17 protein-coding genes are annotated in these 21568 nt (G+C 57.6%); 4 read left to right on the top strand and 13 right to left on the bottom strand.

Annotation, left to right across the window (positions count from 1 at the left end; genetic code table 11):
* The first annotated feature begins 26 nt into the window (after window positions 1–26).
* The 3 genes from thiM to AAIE02_RS10660 all read left to right on the top strand — a co-directional run bounded on the left by thiM (window position 27) and on the right by AAIE02_RS10660 (window position 2445).
* A complete protein-coding gene (thiM, locus tag AAIE02_RS10670) occupies window positions 27–815 on the top strand; it encodes a hydroxyethylthiazole kinase (protein ID WP_498532509.1) in 789 nt (262 codons plus the stop codon).
* Window positions 812–1612 (top strand): bifunctional hydroxymethylpyrimidine kinase/phosphomethylpyrimidine kinase, encoded by an 801-nt coding sequence (gene thiD, locus AAIE02_RS10665; protein ID WP_166991168.1) that lies wholly within the window; start codon window positions 812–814, stop codon window positions 1610–1612. Before thiM ends, thiD begins: the two co-directional genes overlap by 4 nt.
* Before the next feature lie 86 nt (window positions 1613–1698).
* The gene (locus AAIE02_RS10660) at window positions 1699–2445 is read left to right on the top strand and encodes a UTRA domain-containing protein (protein ID WP_166991171.1); all 747 of its coding nucleotides are present in this window, start codon (window positions 1699–1701) and stop codon (window positions 2443–2445) included.
* Here the strand turns inward: AAIE02_RS10660 and AAIE02_RS10655 are convergent.
* Genes AAIE02_RS10655 through AAIE02_RS10645 form a run of 3 tightly spaced genes read right to left on the bottom strand, consistent with a single transcriptional unit; the run spans window position 2419 to window position 5694 of the window.
* Window positions 2419–3399: a PfkB family carbohydrate kinase gene (locus AAIE02_RS10655; RefSeq protein ID WP_498532508.1), complete on the bottom strand. Its 981-nt coding sequence runs from the start codon at window positions 3397–3399 to the stop codon at window positions 2419–2421. The two genes, AAIE02_RS10660 and AAIE02_RS10655, sit on opposite strands and share 27 nt — an antisense overlap.
* A complete protein-coding gene (locus AAIE02_RS10650) occupies window positions 3386–4399 on the bottom strand; it encodes an ADP-ribosylglycohydrolase family protein (protein ID WP_498532507.1) in 1014 nt (337 codons plus the stop codon). The genes AAIE02_RS10655 and AAIE02_RS10650 overlap by 14 nt, the downstream gene beginning before the upstream one ends.
* A gap of 2 nt (window positions 4400–4401) precedes the next feature.
* On the bottom strand, window positions 4402–5694 hold the full coding sequence (locus AAIE02_RS10645) for a nucleoside permease (protein ID WP_336818211.1): 1293 nt from the start codon (window positions 5692–5694) through the stop codon (window positions 4402–4404).
* Window positions 5695–5953: 259 nt separating this feature from the next.
* On the opposite strand from AAIE02_RS10645, the gene fbaB reads away from it, so the two are divergent.
* Window positions 5954–7006 (top strand): class I fructose-bisphosphate aldolase, encoded by a 1053-nt coding sequence (gene fbaB / locus AAIE02_RS10640; RefSeq protein ID WP_008455139.1) that lies wholly within the window; start codon window positions 5954–5956, stop codon window positions 7004–7006.
* 133 nt (window positions 7007–7139) lie between these two features.
* Here the strand turns inward: fbaB and yegS are convergent, their stop codons facing one another.
* The 10 genes from yegS to AAIE02_RS10590 all read right to left on the bottom strand — a co-directional run bounded on the left by yegS (window position 7140) and on the right by AAIE02_RS10590 (window position 21455).
* Complete coding sequence (yegS, locus tag AAIE02_RS10635) at window positions 7140–8039, bottom strand: lipid kinase YegS (protein ID WP_336981576.1); 900 nt, start codon at window positions 8037–8039, stop codon at window positions 7140–7142.
* Between the two features lie 250 nt (window positions 8040–8289).
* Window positions 8290–9651 carry a prephenate-dependent tRNA uridine(34) hydroxylase TrhP gene (trhP, locus tag AAIE02_RS10630; protein ID WP_008455135.1) on the bottom strand — a complete coding sequence of 454 codons (1362 nt, stop codon included), beginning with the start codon at window positions 9649–9651 and terminating at the stop codon, window positions 8290–8292.
* 129 nt (window positions 9652–9780) lie between these two features.
* Window positions 9781–10038 carry a hypothetical protein gene (locus AAIE02_RS10625; protein WP_498532506.1) on the bottom strand — a complete coding sequence of 86 codons (258 nt, stop codon included), beginning with the start codon at window positions 10036–10038 and terminating at the stop codon, window positions 9781–9783.
* A 56-nt stretch (window positions 10039–10094) separates the two neighbouring features.
* Window positions 10095–10382 (bottom strand): hypothetical protein, encoded by a 288-nt coding sequence (locus tag AAIE02_RS10620; protein ID WP_498532505.1) that lies wholly within the window; start codon window positions 10380–10382, stop codon window positions 10095–10097.
* A 91-nt stretch (window positions 10383–10473) separates the two neighbouring features.
* The gene (baeR, locus tag AAIE02_RS10615) at window positions 10474–11196 is read right to left on the bottom strand and encodes an envelope stress response regulator BaeR (RefSeq protein ID WP_008455132.1); all 723 of its coding nucleotides are present in this window, start codon (window positions 11194–11196) and stop codon (window positions 10474–10476) included.
* Window positions 11193–12587 carry an envelope stress sensor histidine kinase BaeS gene (gene baeS, locus AAIE02_RS10610; RefSeq protein WP_008455130.1) on the bottom strand — a complete coding sequence of 465 codons (1395 nt, stop codon included), beginning with the start codon at window positions 12585–12587 and terminating at the stop codon, window positions 11193–11195. Before baeS ends, baeR begins: the two co-directional genes overlap by 4 nt.
* Window positions 12584–13999 (bottom strand): MFS transporter, encoded by a 1416-nt coding sequence (locus tag AAIE02_RS10605; RefSeq protein ID WP_498532504.1) that lies wholly within the window; start codon window positions 13997–13999, stop codon window positions 12584–12586. Before AAIE02_RS10605 ends, baeS begins: the two co-directional genes overlap by 4 nt.
* Window positions 13996–17079, bottom strand: coding sequence for a multidrug efflux RND transporter permease subunit MdtC (mdtC, locus tag AAIE02_RS10600; RefSeq protein WP_498532503.1), 3084 nt, complete (start codon window positions 17077–17079; stop codon window positions 13996–13998). The genes AAIE02_RS10605 and mdtC overlap by 4 nt, the downstream gene beginning before the upstream one ends.
* Window positions 17080–20202: an MdtB/MuxB family multidrug efflux RND transporter permease subunit gene (locus tag AAIE02_RS10595; protein WP_336707464.1), complete on the bottom strand. Its 3123-nt coding sequence runs from the start codon at window positions 20200–20202 to the stop codon at window positions 17080–17082.
* Window positions 20202–21455: an MdtA/MuxA family multidrug efflux RND transporter periplasmic adaptor subunit gene (locus AAIE02_RS10590; protein ID WP_166991194.1), complete on the bottom strand. Its 1254-nt coding sequence runs from the start codon at window positions 21453–21455 to the stop codon at window positions 20202–20204. Before AAIE02_RS10590 ends, AAIE02_RS10595 begins: the two co-directional genes overlap by 1 nt.
* Window positions 21456–21568: the final 113 nt, after the last annotated feature.

Here is a 21568-nt window from a genome sequence, read left to right as displayed (position 1 = left end):
TCACGCCGGACAGGAGCCTTACCGTTATGCAACCTGACCTGCTACCCGGCGCAACCGCCGCCTCTGTTTTACACCACCTCCGTCAGCATTCGCCGCTGGTTCACTGCATGACCAATGACGTAGTGCAAACCTTTACCGCTAACGTGCTGCTGGCGCTTGGGGCTGCCCCGGCGATGGTGATTGAAGCCGAAGAAGCGGCACAATTTAGCGGGCTTGCCAGCGCGCTGCTGATCAACATTGGCACCCTGACTTCAGAACGCGCTGCGGCGATGCTGGCTGCTATTCACGCCGCCAATAGCGCCGGAACGCCGTGGGCACTAGACCCGGTCGCCGTGGGTGGTTTGGCTTTCCGCACGCGTTTCGCTCGCGACATTATTCAACTGAAACCAGCCGCCATTCGCGGTAATGCGTCTGAAATCATGGCGTTGGCAGGGGAGCAGGCCGGAGGCCGTGGCGTAGACAGCACCGATGATGCACTTTCGGCGATCCCGGCGGCGCAAAAGCTGGCCCGCGAAACCGGTGCAGTGGTTGCCGTAACCGGAGAAACTGATTACGTCACCGATGGCGAACGAACGTTTGCCGTGACCGGCGGGGGAGAACTCATGACGCGTGTGGTCGGCACCGGCTGCGCGCTTTCCGCCGTGGTTGCTGCGTGCTGTGCTTTACCGGGAGACAGGCTGGACAACGTCGCCAGCGCCTGCCGCTTTATGTCGCTTGCCGGCGAGCAGGCCATCGCCGCCAGCCGTGGGCCGGGCAGTTTTACCCCAGCCTTCCTCGACGCCCTTTATCTGCTGAATGCGGAGGGGCTTGCATGAAACGCATCAACGCATTAACTATTGCCGGAACCGATCCAAGCGGTGGCGCGGGGATCCAGGCCGATCTGAAAACTTTCTCCGCGCTCGGCGCTTACGGCACAAGCGTGATCACTGCGCTGGTGGCGCAGAATACCCGTGGCGTGCAGTCCGTTTATCGTATTGAGCCTGAGTTTGTGGCGGCGCAGTTAGATTCTGTCTTGAGCGACGTGCGAATAGACACCACAAAAATTGGCATGCTGGCAGAGGCCGATATCGTTGAAGCCGTCGCAGAGCGACTGGCGTTCTATAAGGTACCAAACGTGGTGCTGGACACGGTGATGCTGGCGAAAAGCGGCGATCCGCTGCTGGCCCCATCGGCGGTAGAAAGCTTACGTCGGAAGCTATTGCCGCATGTCGCGCTGATCACGCCCAATCTCCCGGAAGCGGCAGCGCTGCTGGATGCGCCCCACGCGCGCAGTGAAAAAGAGATGCGCGAACAGGGTGAAGCGCTGCTGGCAATGGGCTGCGAGGCCGTGCTGATGAAAGGCGGGCACCTCGACGACGCAGAAAGCCCGGACTGGCTATTTACTAGCCACGATGTCCAGCGCTTTACCGCGCCGCGCGTGCAAACAAAAAACACCCACGGCACTGGCTGCACTTTATCTGCCGCGCTGGCTGCGCTCCGCCCCCGCCATGACGACTGGGCGCAAACCGTGGCTGCCGCAAAAATCTGGTTGTCGAAGGCGCTGGCTCAGGCGGATTCGCTGGAGGTCGGGCACGGTATCGGCCCGGTACATCATTTTCACGAATGGTGGTAACTGTCGGTTAAAAGAGAAGTTTTTAGCCAGCGTAATACCAGTGGTACTATACTGGCTTCATCTTCCCTGCCGGACAATTGCGTACCATGGAACAGGCTCATCACCAGTTAGTTGAACAGCTCAAACAGCGCTTTTCCGCTCCGGATAACGCTCCTCTGTACCTCAAGTTTGCCGAAACGGTGAAAAACGCCGTGCGCGCGGGCCTGTTGCCGCAGGGCAATATCCTGCCGGGGGAGCGCGATCTCAGCCAGCTCACGGGGGTGTCACGCATTACCGTGCGCAAGGCGATGCAGGCGCTGGAAGATGACGGCGTGGTGACGCGTTCGCGCGGCTACGGGACGCAAATTAATGCGACGTTTGAGTATTCGCTGAAAGAGGCCAGGGGCTTTTCGCAGCAGGTTGTGCTTCGGGGTAAAAAGCCAAATACGCTGTGGGTGAACAAACGCGTGGTGAAATGCCCGGCAGACGTGGCTGAACAACTCGCGATCCCGGCGGAAAGCGAGGTTTTCCTGCTCAAGCGCATTCGCTACGTGGATGAAGATGCGGTGTCTATCGAAGAGTCTTACGTGCCGACCGGGCTGATTGCCGACCCGGATGAGATTGGCGTTTCGCTGTACGACTACTTCCGCAGCCAGAACATTATTCCGCAGCGCACCCGCAGCCGGGTCAGCGCCAGAATGCCGGACAGCGAATTCCAGTCACACATCAAACTGGAAACGCCGGTGCCGGTTTTGGTCATCAAACAGGTGGCGTTCGACCCGCACAACCGGCCCATCGAGTACAGCATCAGCCATTGCCGCAGCGACTTATACGTTTTCGTCTGCGAGGAGTAAGGTTTGCTCGAGCTGCGCGAGTTTTGGCGCGCAGTCCCCGCCCCGGTGGCCGACCACGTAGCTGGCTACCGCATTCCCGAGGCTGACTGCTTCTTCCAGGCTCCAGCCTGCCGCCAGGCCCGCAATTGTGCCGCCCGCATGGCTGTCGCCCGCGCCGATGGTATCCACGACGGTAGTCGGGAAGGGCGCAGCGATCCCTATGTTATCGCCGGCCGCAAACCACGCGCCGTCCTTATCTAAACGAACGATCAGCTGGCTGCCGTAGCGGGTGAGCCATGCACGGCAAATCGCTTCAATATTTTCCGCTTCCACTTCAAGCCATTCGGCAACAATCGCCGCTTCCTGACGGTTGAGCGAAACAATCGGTTTGCAGGCCATAATCCGCGCCAGCAGCGGCTGCGGGATATCTGCGATACGCGGGCCAAAGTCGATGAACGGGGTAATTTCCTGCAGCGACTCCAGCCAGCCAACGAGCAGTTCCGCACACGGCCCGGCAAGCTGGTAGCCAGAGAGCGAGAGCAGGCTACCTGGCGGGATGGTCAGGCCGTCAAGCCAGGCCTGATTCCACTGATGCTCGACGCCGCGAAACGACATAAAGGTGCGTTCGCCGTCGGGTTCGACCAGTGCCAGGCACCAGCCGTTGTCTCCCGTATCGGTGTGGATCTCGCTGCGGATGTGCTGTTTTTCCAGGCTGTTGCGAATAATGTCGGCCCAGGTGCCCTGGCCAATTGGCAGCGCGTTCTGCGAGTCAATGCCGAGGCGCGAAAGCGTGATGGCGATGTTCAGCGCGCACCCGCCAATGTTCACGCCCTGCTGATGCAGTTCGATATCGCAGCCGCGCCACGGGAGGGCGTAGGCGTCGGCGATGACGTCAATCACCGCCGAACCGAGCACGCAAACCGGGCGTTGAGCCTGCAGCTGGGGCAGTTTGCTCAGCAGTTCATTTGGCTTCATGGCTGGCCTCTCTTTGCTGGCGATAGGCCATAAAGATGCGGCTGTAGCGCGTGAAGTCGAGCTGGTTCTCTTCATCCAGCTCCTGTTTCAGCGCCGGATCGATGCTTTCCACGCCGTTCAGCGCGCCGCAGATAGCGGTGGCCATAGCGCCGATGGTGTCGGTGTCTCCGCCGAGATTGGCGCACAGGATGGCGCAGCGGTTAGGGTCGGTTTTCGCCAGTTCGACCATCGCAATCGCCGCCGGTACCGACTCAACGGTGCTGGTACCGGTGCCGACCAGCTGGTAAATCTCTTCCATGGCGGATTCGGTGCCGCGCGCTTTTCTTGCCACACTCAGCGCTAATTCCAGGCGTGCCGCGAGGGACGCGCTAAATGTCGTGATGCGTTTTTCCTGCGCGTGGCGGGCGATGGAGGGCAGCTCATCGCAAATTGTGGCCCAGCTTGCGCCGTCGATAGCGCGGGAAATGGCCCAGGCAATAACGACTGCCCCGGCAATGGCCAGATCTGATTTGTGCGTCGGGCTCGAAGCTAGCGCGACCTCGTCCACAAACTCATCGAGACTGGCCGTGGGCAGCAGGCAGCCAAGCGGGGAGGCACGCATCGCCGCCCCGTTGGTTACGCCGTTGTTTTCCAGCTCGCTTACCGGCATGCCTTGTTTAATCGCATTCAGGGCTATTTTCGACGTCGGGCCGAGCACGTTTTTGTTAAACGCGTCGAACCCTTCTGCCCACGCCAGAATATGGCGGCCAATGGCGTCCGGGTTGATAACCCCGTGGTGCTCGATGATGGCGTCCGCCAGCGCCAGCGCCATTGAGGTGTCATCGGTAAACTTAGCGCGGGCAAAATAACAGGCGGCGTTGTTTTCTGCCGGGCCCGGCAGGAACTTGTCTATCCAGCCGAAATGGGCCTTCACCCGCGAGCGCGGCCACAGTTCGGACGGCATCCCCATCGCATCACCTAACATCTGGCCGTAAAAGGCTCCCAGAATACGATTTTCCATTGTTACGCTTCCTTTAATACTTTTTCAGATTCATCACCGGCAACGGCGATGGCAGCAATCTCTTTGTCCGACTCGCGGAAGAAGACCATGAACAGCACGGCGATGACGGCAATCATTATTGCGCCAAAGCCCCACATCCCCGCCCAGTTAAAGGTCTGACCGTTCACCGGTGAGGAGTAAGCAAACATTTTTTCCATCATTTTGCCGCCGAGGCTGTAGCCGAGCAGGCTGCCGAAGCCCTGGCAGCAAAGGGTGATCAGCCCCTGCGCCGCGGTGCGCATGTACACCGGGGATTTCTTGTCTACGTAAATGTAGGCGGTGACGTAGTAGAAGTCGTAGCTCACGCCGTGCAGCAGAATGCCGAGGAACAGCAGGCCGTAAGTGAACAGGTGCGACGCGTCGCCGTACACAAAGAAGCCGTAGCGGATGGCGGCGGTGATCAGGCCCAGCAGCAGAACCTTTTTAATACCAAAGCGCTTAGTGAAGAACGGCAGCGCCAGCATAAAGAAGATTTCCGAGAACTGGCCAAGCGTCATCCAGCCTGTGGCGTTGTGCATCCCGACTTCGGTCAGATAGCCGTTGGCGAAGATGTAGTAGAACGCCAGCGGCATCGCAAACAGGAAGGAACAGAAGAAGAAGACCAGGAAGTTTTTGTCCTTCAGCAGCACGAGCGCGTCCAGGCCCAGCATCACCTTCAGGCTGAGCTTGCCGGTGCTTTTCGGCGGCGTGTTCGGCAGGAACAAAGCGAATACGCCTAACACAACCGAGCTGATGGCGGTGATCAGCAGCGGCACGTTGGTTGGCGAGATATCGCTAAAGCCCATTATCTGCGGCAGGAAGCCACACACGATCCCGGAGGCAATCCAGCCGATGGTGCCCATCACGCGAATACGCGGGAAATCACGCTCCACGTCGTCGACGTTGGAAAACGCGATGCTGTTGGTCAGCGCGATGGTTGGCATATAGGTGAGCGAGTAAGCCAGCAGCAGCGGGAAGAAATAGACAAACTCCGTTTGCTGGGCGGCCAGATACATCAGCCCGGCGCCGACAAACATCAGCAGCGCCAGTACTTTTTGTGCGGCAAAGAAGCGGTCGGTCAGCGAGCCGACCAGAATAGGAGACAGAATAGCAGCGATGGCGGTGCAGGCGTAGGACCAGCCGATTTCACCGGCGGTAAAACCACTTTTGTTGAGGAACAGCCACAGGGGCACAAACCAGGCGCCCCAGATAAACCATTCCATAAACATCATGAACGAAAGGCTAATCGTTGTACGTTTCATGCTCAGGACCTTCATGACAGGTGTAGGGTGTGCCTTAACCATACCAATTAATAATACCTTTTAAATACCTTTGCGTCGATTCTATGATCGCCTTTGCAAAAATAGCCGGGGTGGCCACCTGGCTTTACTCCTGGAAAGGAGGCAAAAGTGCGCTTGAACTGGCAAATCCCCGCCGTCGGTACCAGGATTAGTGCGGCCGGTTTTTTCGACCCGGCAGAACAGGATTCTTCATGCGCAGCGGGCAGGGGGCTCGCTGCCTTTACGGGAGCGTATTATGACTGATATTGCGCAGTTGCTTGGCAAAGATGCCGACGGCTTGTTACAGCATCGTTGTATGACTATTCCGGCAGACCAGCTTTATCTGCCCGGCTCGGACTACGTTGACAGGGTGATGGTAGACAACAATCGCCCGCCTGCGGTGCTGCGAAACATGCAGACGCTGTACAACACCGGGCGTCTGGCTGGGACTGGCTACCTCTCTATTCTTCCCGTCGATCAGGGCGTTGAACACTCGGCGGGGGCTTCTTTCGCCGCGAACCCGCTCTACTTCGATCCGAAAAACATCGTTGAACTGGCCATCGAGGCAGGCTGTAACTGCGTGGCTTCTACCTATGGCGTACTGGCCTCGGTTTCACGCCGCTATGCCCACCGCATTCCGTTCCTGGTGAAGCTTAATCACAATGAGACGTTGAGCTACCCGACCACCTACGACCAGACGCTGTACGCCAGCGTAGAGCAGGCCTTCAACATGGGCGCCGTTGCTGTCGGGGCCACGATTTACTTTGGTTCACCGGAATCCCGCCGCCAGATTGAAGAGATCTCCGCCGCCTTTGAGCGTGCGCATGAACTTGGCCTGGTCACCGTGCTTTGGGCCTATCTGCGTAACTCCGCATTTAAAAAAGACGGGGTGGATTATCACGTCAGCGCCGACTTAACCGGGCAGGCTAACCACCTGGCGGCGACTATCGGGGCCGATATCGTGAAGCAAAAAATGGCGGAGAATAACGGCGGCTATAAAGCGGTAAACTTTGGCTACACCGACGAAAAGGTTTACAGCAAGCTGACCACCGACAACCCTATCGACCTGGTGCGCTACCAGCTGGCTAACTGCTATATGGGCCGTGCCGGCCTTATCAACTCCGGCGGTGCCGCTGGCGGTGAAACTGACCTGGCGGATGCGGTGCGTACGGCGGTGATCAACAAACGTGCGGGCGGCATGGGGCTGATTCTGGGGCGCAAAGCGTTCAAGAAATCAATGGCCGACGGCGTGAAGCTGATCAACGCCGTGCAGGATGTTTACCTGAATGAGAAAGTGACCATCGCTTAAGCTCCGTTGAGTAAGGTTATAAGGCCCTCTTTTATGAGGGCTTTTTTATGCGGATTTTTATACTGTGGCATTATTACCTTCACCCTAACCTTCTCCCTGGAAGGGAGAGGGGAAAAGGCTTCACCGTGCTGGCTTACCCCAATAGCGGGCAATTAGGCGGTAAACGACAGGCCAGCGCATTCGGATGCACTTCAATGCGAAAATGCCGTCCGCTCAGCGGTTCCCCGTCCAGGTTAAAGGTAATATCGTGCGGGGCCGAAATCTCAAACCAGGCCGATTTCCCTTCAATAATGTTTGGGTTTTCATCCGGGCGCGTGAGCGTAGTCAACAGCGCAGGAAGCAGGTCTTCACCGGTGAAAATCCGTAGATCAAGCAGCCCGTCGTTGATCAACGCCTCCGGGCAAAGCTGTTGCCCGCCGCCGGCCTGGCAACCGTTACCGATGCCGATCACTAATGCGTCGCCCTGCCAGCTAAAGCCTTCTCCGCGAATGTCGCAGCGATCCGGCTTGAGCATGTCCATGCGCATTAAACCGTGAATAAAGTATGAGACGCCGCCAAGCGCTGCTTTGAGTTTTTCCGGCGTTTCGGTGGTGATGCGTGTGCCAAATCCGCCGGTCGCCATGTTGATGAAGAAGGCTTCATCGTTGACCTGCACCAGGTCGATATTGGCGGCTTTGCCAAACAGCGCGAGGCGCAGCGCTTTTTCAAAGTCCTCAGGAATACCGACGCTGGTGGCAAAGTCGTTGGCCGTCCCCAGCGGGAGAATGCCCAATGCCGGGCGGCTGCCCGCAGAAAGCTTCGCGAGGCAGGTGGCAATCTCATTGATTGTGCCGTCACCGCCGCCGGCAACCACGGTGTCTACGCCAAGGCTCAGGGCTTCGTCAATGTAACGTTCGGCATCACCTTTCTCCCAGGTCACCCTGATATGCAAGGTGTAACCTTCCTCACGCAGCGTATGCACGGCCTCGCGCAGCTGTGGGTTACCGGCGCCTTTACCGTTCAGAATCAAAAATGAATGCGGGGATCTCTCCATGACTTACCTCAGAAAAGTGAGCATTATCAAAGTGTAGAGCAAAGTGGGCGCGGGGGAGTAAGAACTGGCTGAATCAGCGGAAAAAAGAAAGCCTGCGCAAGGGAGATTGCGCAGGCCAAGGAGGTGGTTCCTGGTACAGCTAGCATTTATGGGTTATGTTTTTCAGCTTGCGGATAATAACGTTATCTTGTGTAACCGTATGTGATCGGTTTCTAAGAATGCTCTTAGCGCGAAAAATAACCCTAATTCACTAGTTTGCGTGCGGTTTACGGGTTGTCTGACCAGAGAGATTGCGCATCAGTAGAGCATAATCCAGCGCTATCTCCTGAGGTACAGGCATCCATACGGTATGACCGTCGCCTGGAGCCACGTCTATCGGCTGGGATTTGCCGTTTTCCAGCGTTTCCAGCGTAAAGGTGATATTCCCCTGCGGGGTCATCATTTCCAGACTGTCGCCCAGCAGGAATTTGTTTTTCACCGCCACGGCCGCCAGATCACCCCGGCGTTCGCCGGTAAACTCGCCCACAAACTGCTGGCTCTCGGAAATGGAGTGCCCGTACTCGTAATTCTGATGGCTGTCGTGGGTATGTCGGCGCAGGAATCCTTCGGTATAGCCACGGTGGGCCAGGCCTTCCAGCGTTTGCAGCAGCGTAGGGTCGAACGGCTTGCCCGCTGCGGCGTCGTCAATGGCGCGACGATACACCTGCGCGGTACGTGCGCAGTAGTAGTAGGACTTAGTACGGCCTTCGATTTTCAGCGAGTGCACGCCCATTTTTGTCAGGCGCTCCACGTGCTCAATGGCGCGCAGATCTTTCGAGTTCATGATGTAGGTGCCGTGCTCGTCTTCGAAAGCGGTCATGTATTCGCCTGGACGTTTGGCTTCTTCCACCATAAACACTTTGTCCGTTGGGGCGCCGACGCCAAGCGTAGGCTCAACGTTTTGCACCGGAATTGGCTCGTGCACGTGGACGATATTGCCGATGTCGTCTTCTTTGCCTTCCTGAACCTTATATTCCCAGCGGCAGGCGTTGGTGCAGGTTCCCTGGTTAGGATCTCGCTTGTTGATATAGCCAGAGAGCAGGCAGCGGCCTGAATACGCCATGCACAGCGCGCCGTGGACGAAGATCTCCAGCTCCATTTCTGGAACCTGTTCGCGAATTTCGGCGATTTCTTCCAGCGACAGCTCGCGGGAAAGAATCACGCGCGTCAGCCCCATTTGCTTCCAGAACTTCACTGTCGCCCAGTTAACGGCGTTAGCCTGCACGGAGAGGTGAACGTCCATTTCCGGGAACGCCTCGCGCACCATCATGATTAGCCCTGGATCGGACATGATCAGCGCATCCGGCCCCATGTCGATAACCGGCTTAAGGTCGCGAATAAAGGTTTTGAGCTTGGCGTTATGCGGGGCAATGTTCACCACCACGTAGAATTTTTTACCCAGCGCGTGGGCCTCGTTGATCCCGAGCTGGAGGTTTTCGTGGTTGAATTCGTTATTGCGCACGCGCAGCGAGTAGCGCGGCTGGCCAGCGTAGACGGCGTCTGCACCGTAGGCGAAAGCGTAACGCATGTTTTTCAGCGTTCCCGCCGGGGAGAGGAGTTCCGGTTTAAACATGAAGTTCTCGTTCTGATATCAGGTCAGAACCGCTCCATCTGGTGAAGCGGCTAAAGTCGAGTGGATTACCACAATTTAAGGGCGGGAATTGTAGCGCCGTGAGGCTGGGGAGTAAACCGTCTTGCGGATTCAGAAAAGAAACCGCCCTCCGTTGAAGATCAGTGATGAAAATGCGATATCCTTCGCGTAATCCTCCAGCGCGTCGTTGTTTTCTTTGAAATGGGTCAGGAATTGTTCCATGGCGTCAGCTTCATCTGTGGCACGCGTTTCAAAGCCTATTTTCTGATAACCCTCCAGACTCAGGCGTTGTTTTTCTTCTGCCGTCAGTGATGCCTTCGGATAGATATTGACGGAGATAGCTTTACTGTAGAAAACGTATTTTTCCATGATGCTACCCTTTAACTGTCACTTAAAAAGCCGCTAATTTTTTGCCGGGTAGCGGCCTAATCTTGCTCACGCCAGAGCTGATGCTTGCATTTGCTGCAAATAATGGTACGACGAAAATCGGTAAATCTTGCCAGCCCAACGTCGAGTATTTCTGACGAATGGCAGTGAAAGCACTGCGGGTTGCCGTTGGGGGCAATTTCTGCGGGATGAGCCTGGAGATATTCCTGCTTTGTGGGCAATTTTGACCACAGCCCGGTAATCGGGGACTTCCCGGTCGGCACAAAGCAGACATAGAGCACGCCAAGTACCACTAATACAGCCAATATTATGAGTATTGTCGACACAGCTTCTCCTTAAACTGATAGCACATATTTTTAGTAACCGTTTGAAATATAGCTGGTTAAATCTAATCTGGCTGTATGTCGTGGCACGTATTTATATCACCCGCCCGGCGTCCGCCTCCCAGCGATAACCCACCCCGTAAACGGCGCGAATAAACGACTGATCGGTATCCAGCGCTTCAAGCTTGCGGCGCAGGTTTTTTATGTGACTGTCGATGGTGCGGTCGGTGACCACGCGGTAGTCGTCATACAGATGGTTCAGCAGCATTTCGCGGGAGAACACCTTCCCCGGCTCGTGGGACAGGGTTTTTAGCAGGCGGAACTCGGCGGGGGTGAGATCCAGCAGTTTACCGCGCCAGATAGCCTGGAAACGGCCTTCATCAATCACCAGCGGACTTTCCTCCGACCCGGCGGAAATGGCAAGCTGACGCTTGCAGCGGCGGAGAATTGTTTTCACGCGGGCGACGACTTCGCGCGGGCTGTAAGGCTTGCAAATATAGTCGTCGGCGCCAATTTCCAGCCCCAGCAGACGGTCAATTTCTTCTATTTTGGCGGTCACCATGACGATGGGGACTTCGGAGAAACGTCTAATCTCTTTGCACAGCGTCAGGCCGTCTGTGCCGGGCAGCATCAAATCCAGCAGAATGAGATCCGGCGGCGTGTGGCGAACATACGGCAGCACCTGGTCGCCGTGGTTCAGCAGAGTAGGGGCATAGCTTGCCGCGCGGAGATAGTCGATGAGCAACTGCCCAAGCTTAGGTTCATCTTCTACGATCAAAATACGGGGCGTACTGTCGTCAATCGGTAGCTCGGTCATAGTGTCCTCGACGTTTCTGTTTCCAGAGGAAGTTCAACGGTAATACTAACGCCGCCAAAGCGTGAATGGGAGGCGGTTAGCGTTCCGCCATGGGCGGTCACAATATTCTGGCAGATAGACAGGCCCAGCCCTGAACCGCCGCTGGCGCGGTTGCGGGAGCCTTCCGCACGGTAAAAACGGTCAAACAGCTGGCCTAGCTGCTCGTCCGAGACGCCGGGTTCGCTGTCGTCAAAGCTCATCACAAACTGCTGATTCACAATTTTACCGCCAATCACCAGTTGCCCACCGCTGTCGGTGTAGCGGAGGCTGTTTTCCAACAGGTTATTGAACAGCTGCATCAGGCGGTCTCCGTCACCGAAAATAGTCGCGGTTTCAGGTAGCGCAAGGCGTATTGTCAGCCCGCGTGACTCAAAACGGGATCGAAATGCCCCGGCAACCACTTCCAGCAGCGCAATGATATCCAGCGATTTTTTCTGGTAGGCCAGCGCGCCTTCATCGGACATGGAAAGCTGGTGCAGGTCGTCAACGAGCTTGGTCAGGGTGGCGACTTCCATCTGCAGTGACGTGACGGACTCCGGCGTAAACTGACGCACGCCGTCCTGAATTGCCTCTAGCTCACCGCGCAAAACGGCAAGCGGGGTGCGCAGCTCGTGAGAAATATCCGCCATGTAAGCCCGGCGCATTTTATGGTTTTTTTCCAGGGTGCTGGCAAGCTGGTTAAAGTCCTGTGCCAGCCGCCCCAGCTCATCCTGGCTGCCGACCGCGACCCGGGTGGAAAAATCTCCGGCGGCCAGCTTGTGCGTACCTTCAACCAGGCGTTTCACCGGGGCCAGAAGGCCACGGGCAAGCAGGAAGGTGGCCGCTGCCGCCAGCAAACTGGACAGGGCGACGATGATCCAACTTGTGCGCCGCTGCTGGCGATCGAAGTTAATGTCGGTATTGCGGGTCAGACGCTCAATGGGGGAGGCAATCACCCAGCCAACGTCCTGGCCATTGACGTTAATCGGTTTGCGCATCCCGTCTGGAGGGAGCTTCTCTCGCGGGCCAACCAGAACCTGATAGTTTTGATCGACCACCCAAAACTTAGTGCGCCAGCCCTGCGGCGGCATGCCGTGAGCTTCATCCCCTTCGCGCTCAAACGAACGTAAAATCTGAAACACAAACCTGTCGTTGTGCCGCAGGAAGCGCCAGTTGCCGTGCAGCGCATACTGTTCGCCCAGGGCATCACTCAGCATCTCAATGCGCTGAGTATTGCCGCGTTTGATGTAGTCGATAAAGCCGCGCTCAAAGCTTAACCTCACGCCCCAGTGCATGATGGCCAGCACCAGCAGGCAGGTGGAGAATATGGCGAGGAATAATTTCCCGGTGATCCCGGAGCGGTAAAGTTTCATGTTTCGCTCCTTTTACGGCGGCTGATGACCGTGTTTTCTGAACGGTCATTTGGGACGCGGGCAAACAGCAATGCCGGAAGGGCGATGACCAGCGCCATGCAGAAATAGGTGTACATAAAGATGCTGTGAGCCTGTTCCCCACCCACCGGAAGCTGCTGGTGGCCAAACATGCCCAGCAGCAGGCCCGCGACGGTCACGCCGATACTCATGGAAAGCTGCATGACCATTGAGAGCATGCTGTTGCCGCCGCTGGCGAGGTCATCCGGCAGATCTTTTAGCGTCAGCGTATTCATGGAAGAGAAGCGCATGGAGTTGACCATGCCCTGTACAAACAGGACGACCGGCAGCAGCCAGAACCAGCCCATCAGGGCCGTCCCCATAAACATCAGCGTGATCAGCGCCAGGCCAAGCGTGGCGACGACCAGCACGTTGCGATAGCCGAAGCGGTTGACGACCTGCACAACGATACGCTTCATGCCCATGCTGCCCAGCACCATTGGGACCATCATCAGCCCGGCATGGAATGGCGAGAAACCCATCCCAATCTGCAGAAACACCGGCGTCATAAACGGCAACATGCCGCTGCCGATGCGCCCGCACAGGCTGCCCAGCAGGCCAAGCGAAAAGGTTTTCGTGTTGAACAGATTGAGATTGAACAGCGCGTTTTCGTTGTCCCGCGCATGCCACAGGTAAAGCAGAATGGCGATAACCCCGCCGAGGATCAGCAACCCGAGCGTTTCACTGGAAATGCCCAGGCCTTTTTGTCCGTCCAGCGCAATGGTCAGCGCCGCCATCCCAAACGCCAGTAGCAGGAAGCCGGAAATATCAAAGCGTCGGGTTTGCATGGTGTAGTTGGGCATCAGCCACAGGGTAGCGATGGCCCCGACAATGCCGACAGGAATGTTTATCAGGAAAATCCAGTGCCAGGAGGCGTACTCCACCAGCACGCCGCCCAGCGCAGGGCCGAGCAGGGGGCCTACCTGGCCTGGGATCGTCACGAAGGTCATCGCCGCCATATATTGCGCCCGCGGCACGATTTTCATCACCGTGAGGCGCCCCACCGGTACCATCATGGCCCCGCCAATGCCCTGCACGACGCGGGCGAGAACAAGCTCGTTGAGCGTTGAGGCATTGGAGCAAAACAGGGACCCGAGGGTAAAAAGAATTATCGCCGTGAAGAAGATATTGCGAACGCCCACTCTGTCCGCCAGCCAGCCGCTTGCCGGAAGCATGACCGCAACCGTTAACACGTAGGCCACCACCACCGAGTGCATATGCAGCGGGCTTACGCCCAGACTATGCGCCATCGAGGGAAGCGCGGTGTTCACAATCGTGGTGTCCAGCGCCTGCATAAAGAAGCCAAAAGCGACAATCCATAACTGCCAGCGAACGGCGGTGGGCAAATCAGTCATACGGACAGAGCCTTACTTTCACGGGGTTTGCGGCTAAAGCGCAATCTCAGTCGGTCAAAGAACAGGTAAACCACCGGCGTGGTGTAAAGCGTCAACAGCTGGCTCATCACCAGCCCGCCTACGATGGTGATCCCCAGCGGCTGGCGAAGTTCTGCGCCATCCCCGCTGGTTAGCACCAGCGGTAGCGCGCCAAATAGCGCGGCCAGCGTGGTCATCATAATAGGGCGGAAGCGCAGCAGGCAGGCCTGGAAAATCGCCTCTTCCGGCGTTAAATCGCCCTTACGCTGCGCCTCTATTGCGAAGTCCACCATCATAATGGCGTTCTTTTTCACGATACCTATCAGCAGCATGATACCGATTAGCGCAATCAGGCTGAAGGGGGCGCCGAAAAGTTCCAGCGCCAGCAGCGCCCCGACGCCCGCAGAAGGCAGCGTCGAGAGGATGGTCAGCGGGTGAACGTAGCTTTCGTACAATATACCCAGCACGATATACACCGTGGCAATGGCTGCCAGAATCAGAATCACCTGCGAGTTCATCGTCTGCTGGAACACCTGTGCCGTCCCGGCGTAGCTGCCGCGCACGGTAGTCGGTACGCCTAGCGAGGTCATGGTTCTGTCGATGGCGTCGCTGGCTTCAGAAAGCGATACCCCGTCAGGCAGGTTGAACGAGATGGTTGATGCGGCGGACAACCCCTGATGGTTAACCGACAGCGGGGCGTTCGCTGGCTGCCATTTGGCAAAGTAGGAGAGGGGGATCGACTTTCCTTCGCTGTTAATCACAAACATCTGGTTGAGCGAGCTGATGTCCTGGGTGTAGCGCGGGTCGACCTCCATGACCACCTTATACTGGTTCAACGGCTGGTAGATGGTGGAAATCTGGCGCTGACCAAAGGCGTTGTTGAGCAAATTGTTGGCATCCGAGACGCTGATCCCCAGACGTGACATGGTTTCACGGTCGTAAATCAGGTCCATCTCCGAGCCGTTATCCTGCTGGTCGGAGTTAACGTCAGCCAGTTCCGGCAGCGCCGCCAGCGCTTTACGGATTTTCGGCTCCCACTCTCGCAGGGCGCTTAACTCATCGGAAAGCAGCGTGTACTGGTAGCTGGCGTTCGCCTGACGGCCACCAACGCGAATATCCTGCACCGCCATTAAATAGAGGTTGGCGCCGGGCTCTTTTGCAAGCTTGCCGCGCAGTCGGTCAATCACCTGCTGGGCGGTTTCCTGGCGTTCGCTCAATGGCTTAAGTGAGATAAACATCATGCCGCTGTTAACCCGAGAGCCGCCGGTAAATCCGGTGACGTTATCCACCGCCGGATCTTCACGAATGATCTTCATAAAGTCCTGCAGCTTACCGCGCATGGCCTGGAAAGAGATGCTCTGATCGGCCTGAATATTGCCCATCAGCCTGCCGGTGTCCTGTTCCGGGAAGAAGGTTTTTGGGATCGCAATGTAGAGCCAGACGCTCAGGGCTATCGTCCCCAGCAGCACCATGCCCACCAGCCGCGTATGGTTTAGCACCCATTTCAACGACCGGGCGTAACCGCCCTGCATGGCAATCAGCAGGCGACCAAATCCACGGTTTTTGTTTCTCTTTTCCGGCGGACGGTTCTTCAGGAGCCAGCCACACATCATCGGCGTGAGCGTGAGCGACACCACCAGCGAAATCCCGATAGCGACCGAAAGTGTGACCGCAAACTCGCGGAATAGGCGCCCCGGCAGACCGCCCATCAACAGCAGCGGCAGGAAGACCGCCACCAGCGACAGACTCATGGACAACACGGTAAAGCCCACTTCCCGCACGCCCTGGAGCGCCGCTTGCATGGGCTTCACGCCCGCTTCCAAATGACGGGAAATGTTTTCCAGTACCACGATGGCGTCATCGACCACAAAACCTGTGGCGATGGTCAGCGCCATCAGCGACAGGTTATTGAGGCTGAAGCCGCACAGATACATGGCGGCAAAAGTCCCGATCAGCGACACCGGCACGGCCACCGCCGGAATAAAGGTCGCGCGCCCTGAGCGAAGAAACAGAAACACCACCAGAATCACCAGCGACACGGAGATCACCAGCGATTGTTCTACCTCGGCCAGCGAGGCGCGAATGGTTGGCGACCGGTCCTGGGCTACCTGCAGGTCGATAGAAGCCGGAATGGTTTCTCGTAGTTCGGGTATTTTGGCGCGGATGCGGTCCACGGTTTCGATGATGTTCGCTTCCTGCGACTTGCGAATCATCAGCAAAATGGCTGGTTTGGCGTTGGTCATCCCGGCGTTACGCACGTCCTGTACGCTGTCGGTGACGTTGGCGACATCCTGAAGCCGTACGGCCGAACCGTTATTGTAATGCACGATAAGCGGCATATAGTTTGCCGCTTTTTTTAGCTCGTCGTTGGTCTGAATTTGCCAGCGGCTTGTACTGTCTTCTACCGAACCAAGGGGACGGCGAACGTTGGCATTGCTTATTGCCGTCCGGACGGCATCCAGCGACACGCCCTGGTTAAACAGCGCCTGTGGGTTGAGGTCCACGCGCACCGCGGGCAGAGAGCTTCCGCCGACGTCCACGTCGCCCACGCCGTCGATTTGTGAGACGGTTTGCGCGAGCTGCGTGGAGGCAAAATCATACAGTTCACCCTGCGATAGTGTGTCCGAAGTGAGCGTCAGGATCATGATCGGCGCGTCGGACGGGTTGGCCTTGCGGTAAGTTGGCCGCCCCGGCATCCCGCTTGGCAGGAGGCTTTGGGCAGCGTTAATCGCCGCCTGCACGTCCCGCGCGGCACCGTTGATGTCACGGTCGAAATTAAATTCCAGAATGATGCGGGTGCTGCCCAGCGAACTGGACGAGGTCATTTCGTTGACCCCGGCAATGCGGCTCAGGGAACGCTCCAGCGGCGTGGCCACGGACGACGCCATGGTTTCCGGCGACGCGCCCGGCAGCGAGGCGCTGACCATGATCACCGGAAAATCGACCTGCGGCAGCGGGGCAACCGGCAACAGGCGGAAGCCCAGCACGCCGCACAGCGTAATGGCGACGGTCAATAAAATCGTCGCCACCGGGCGGTAAATGAAGAGGGCAAAAAGCTTCACTTACGCCTCCTCATGCTGTCGGCCGAAACGACGGCGCGTGTAGTGCGACAGGCGGTCGAACAGCAGGTAAATCACCGGCGTGGTAAACAGCGTCAGCACCTGGCTGAGCAGCAGGCCACCCACCATGCCAATACCCAGCGGGCGGCGAAGTTCTGCGCCAACGCCGGTTGAAAGCATCAGCGGGAGTGCACCCAGCAGCGCGGCGAGCGTGGTCATCAGAATCGGACGGAAACGCAGCAGACAGGCCTGGTAAATCGCTTCGTACGGGGCCATGCCCTGTTCACGCTCGGCGGCCAGCGCAAAGTCGATCATCATGATCGCATTCTTCTTCACGATACCAATGAGCAGAATGATGCCGATAATAGCGATAACGTCCAGTTCGGCCCCCGCCAGCATCAATGCAAGCAGTGCGCCAACGCCCGCCGTGGGCAGCGTCGACAGGATAGTGATCGGGTGGATAAAGCTTTCATACAGCACGCCAAGCACGATGTACATCGCCACGACCGAAGCAATAATCAGCCAGATGGTGCTGCCCAGCGCGGCCTGGAAGGCGAGGGTGCTGCCCTGGAACTGCGTCGTGATATCGGACGGCATCGCCAGCTCTTTTTCCGCCGAGGTGATGGCGTTCACCGCGTCGCCCAGCGATTGCCCTTCCGGCACGTTAAAGGAGAACGTGGTGGACGGGAACTGGTCCAGGTGATTGATCGACAGCGGGGCAAAGCGCTGCTCCACCTTCGCAATCGCGCTTAATGGAATGCTTCCGCCAGTGCTGCTGGTGAGGCGAATGTTGTCGAGCGCGCTCAGCCCTGGCGTGGTGCTAGTGTCATGTTCGAGTACCACGCGATACTGGTTGGCCTGGGTGTAAATGGTTGAAATAAGGCGCTGGCCGAAGGCGTTATACAGGGCGCTGGTCACCGATGACATGTTGATGCCGAGGCGGCTGGCGCTGTCGCGGTCAACGTTGACGTAGGCCATCAGCCCCTGATCCTGCCAGTCACTGCTGATATCCGCGAGCTGAGGCAGCGTTTTAAGCTTGTCTTCCAGCTGCGGCACCCAGGTGCTCAGTTCGTCCAGCGAGGTCGCCTGCAGGGTGAACTGGTACTGGGTGCGGCTCACCGTGGTGTCGATAGTCAGATCCTGGATCGGCTGCAGATAAAGCTGCACGCCCGGGACGCTGGCGACATTCTGCTGCAATCTGTCAATCACCGTCGGGATGCGGTCATCACGGTCGCTGAGCGGCTTAAGGTTAATTTGCAGGCGGGCGCTGTTTAACGAAGGGTTGGTGCCGTCTACGCCGACAAACGACGTCAGGCTTTCCACCGCCGGATCTTTCAGTATCACGTCTGCGACCTGCTGCTGACGCTGGGCCATGCTGGCGAAGGAGACCGACTGCGGAGCCTGCAGCGTGCCCTGGATAATGCCGTTATCCTGAATCGGGAAGAAGCCTTTGGGGATAAAGATCCACAGCACAATGGTCAACGCCAGCGTGCCAAAAGCAACGCTCAGCGTCAGCCACGGATGATTCAGCACTTTGCTAAGCAGGCGGCCATAGGCGGCAATGATGTTATCAAACATCTTCTCGCTGGCGCGGGAGAAACGGTTCTGCTTACGCAATGATTCGTGGCTCAGCATTCTGGCGCACATCATCGGGGTAAGCGTCAGCGAAACCACGGCGGAGATTAAAATAGAAATTGCCAGCGTCACGGCAAACTCGCGGAAAAGACGGCCCACGATATCACCCATAAACAGCAGGGGGATGAGTACCGCAATCAGCGAGAAGGTCAGGGAAATAATGGTAAAGCCGATTTCCCCGGCACCTTTTAGCGCGGCGGCTAGCGGCTTCTCGCCTTTTTCGATGTAGCGAGAAATGTTCTCTATCACCACGATGGCATCGTCCACCACGAACCCGGTGGCGATGGTCAGCGCCATCAGCGTCAGGTTATTGATGGAGAAATCAAGGAATACCATCACCGCAAATGTGCCGACCAGCGACAGCGGCACGGCGACGGCAGGAATGATGGTGGCCGGCACGTTGCGCAGGAACAGGTAAATGATCATCACCACCAGCGCAATGGCCAGCATCAGCTCGTGCTGGGTGTCGGTCACGGAGGCGCGAATGTTGGTGGTACGGTCGCTGAGCAGTTTTACTTCAACCGACTTCGGCAGGCTTTGGGTCAGCGTCGGCAGCATCTGGCGGATGCTGTCTGCCGTCTCAATGATGTTGGCCCCAGGCTGGCGCTGGACGTTCATCACGATGGCCTGCTGCTTGTTTGCCCAGGCGCCGAGCCAGCTGTTCTCTGCCCCTTGCTCAACGGTGGCAATATCCCCGAGGCGGATTGGCGCGCCGTTCTGATAAGCGATGATTAAATCCCGGTATTCCTGGGCCGACTTCATCTGGTCGTTGGCGGAGAGCGTGACGGCGCGCTCCGGGCCGTCAAGGCTGCCTTTGGCGGAGTTGACGTTGGCATTGGTGATGGCGGTGCGAATGGTTTCGCTGGTCAGGCCGAGTGCGGCAATCGCTGGAGCGTTCAATTTAACGCGAACGGCGGGGCGCTGGCCGCCCGCCAGCGTGACCAAACCGACGCCAGAAACCTGGGAGATTTTCTGGGCTACGCGGGTTTCCACCATATCTTCCACCTGCGTCATCGGCAGGGCGGTTGAGGTCACGGCAAGAGTCATGATAGGCGGATCCGCCGGGTTGACCTTGCTGTAAACCGGCGGGTTTGGCAGGTCAGTGGGCAGGAGGTTTGTCGCGGCGTTGATGGCTGCCTGCACTTCCTGCTCGGCAACGTCAAGCGCCAGCGTCAGCTGGAACTGAAGGGTGATAACCGACGCCCCTCCGGCGCTTTGCGATGACATCTGCTTCAGGCCAGACATCTGCCCAAACTGGCGTTCGAGTGGGGCAGTGATCGCCGAAGTAATGACGTCCGGGCTGGCGCCGGGATAGAGCGTGACCACCTGAATGGTAGGGTAGTCCACCTCCGGTAGCGCTGATACCGGGAGAAAGCGATAGCCAATAATCCCCGCCAGCAGGATAGCCACCATCAATAGCGTGGTGGCAACTGGACGAAGAATAAACAGGCGGGAAGGGCCGCCAGTGGAGCCTGGAGGTAACACCTGCATCAGGAGCGTGCTCCGTTGTGTTTGTGACCGGATTTTGCCTGGGCGGCAGGTTTGGCGTTATCGTCGGCCGCGCTGTGCGGTTCGACAACCTCAACCTGCGCGCCTTCCGTCAGGCGGTCAATACCGTCGGTCACCACGCGATCGCCTGCGGAAACGCCGGCGCTAATCACGACTTTCTGACTGTCCTGAATTCCCGGCGTAACCAGGTGTTTACTGACTTTGTTATCGCCGTTCAGTACCCAGACGAAGTGGCCTTCATTGCCCATTTGCAACGCACCGGCTGGGATCACCACGGCATTTTGCTGGGTGTCCACCAGCATACGGGCGTTCACAAACTGATTTGGGAACAGAGCGTCATCCAGATTATCAAAGCGCGCTTTCAGCTTGATGGTGCCGGTGGTGGTATCGATTTGGTTATCAAGGCTCAGCAGTTTACCGCTGCTGAGTTTTGCGCTGTTGGTGCGGTCCCAGGCTTCAACGCTCAGCGTTTCGCCGGCTTTCTGCGCTTTAATCACCGTGGCGATGTCGTTTTCCGGCAGGGTGAACACCAGGTCAATCGGGTGCGTTTGCGTCAGCACGACAATACCGTTGGTGTCGCTGGTGGAGATCTGGTTGCCAATATCGACCTGCTTCAGGCCAACCCGGCCGTCGATAGGGGCGGTGACGCGACTCCAGTTAAGCTGCAACTGAGCGCTGGCAACGCTGGCTTCATCGGCCTTAACCGTGCCGAGTGTGGATTCCACAAGCGACAGCTGAGTATCGAGGTCCTGGCGGGAGACTAAGTTGGTTTTTACCAGTTGTTGGTAGCGGGCGAGGTCGCGGCGAGCATTTGCCAGGGTTGCCTGATCCTTAGCCAACTGCCCCTGGGCCTGAGCCAGGGCGACTTTGAACTGGCTCGGGTCAATTTCTGCCAGCAAATCACCGGCTTTTACCTGCTGGCCTTCCTGGAAATGAATGGCCAGAAGTTGCCCGTCAACGCGGCTGCGCACCGTCACGGTATTGGCCGCGGTGATAGTGCCCAAGCCGGTTAAGTAATGCGGCACGGCTTCACTGGTTGCCGTTGCAGCCTGAACCGGGGCCAGCGCACCGCCGCGCATTCCGCGTCGGCCGCCCTGGGCGGATGTCTGGCCTGATTTAGCCTGGGGCTGAGTCCCCGAAGATGTATTGTGGCTGCGCCAGAACCAGACGGCGGCAATCACCACCAGAATAAAGGCTGTAATCCACAACCAGCGAGAAGTCTGCGTGCCTTTCATAGATGACGTGTTCTCTTTCTGAAACGATTAGGCTTAATGTGACTAGTTTAGTAATCAATAGCCCCGTAATGATGGAGGAAATATGAAGTACTGTCAGATTAGCAACATATAGT

It is taken from the genome of Cedecea sp. Ae19-4 (assembly GCF_059801165.1).
This window is presented reverse-complemented; position numbering and strand designations above follow the sequence as displayed.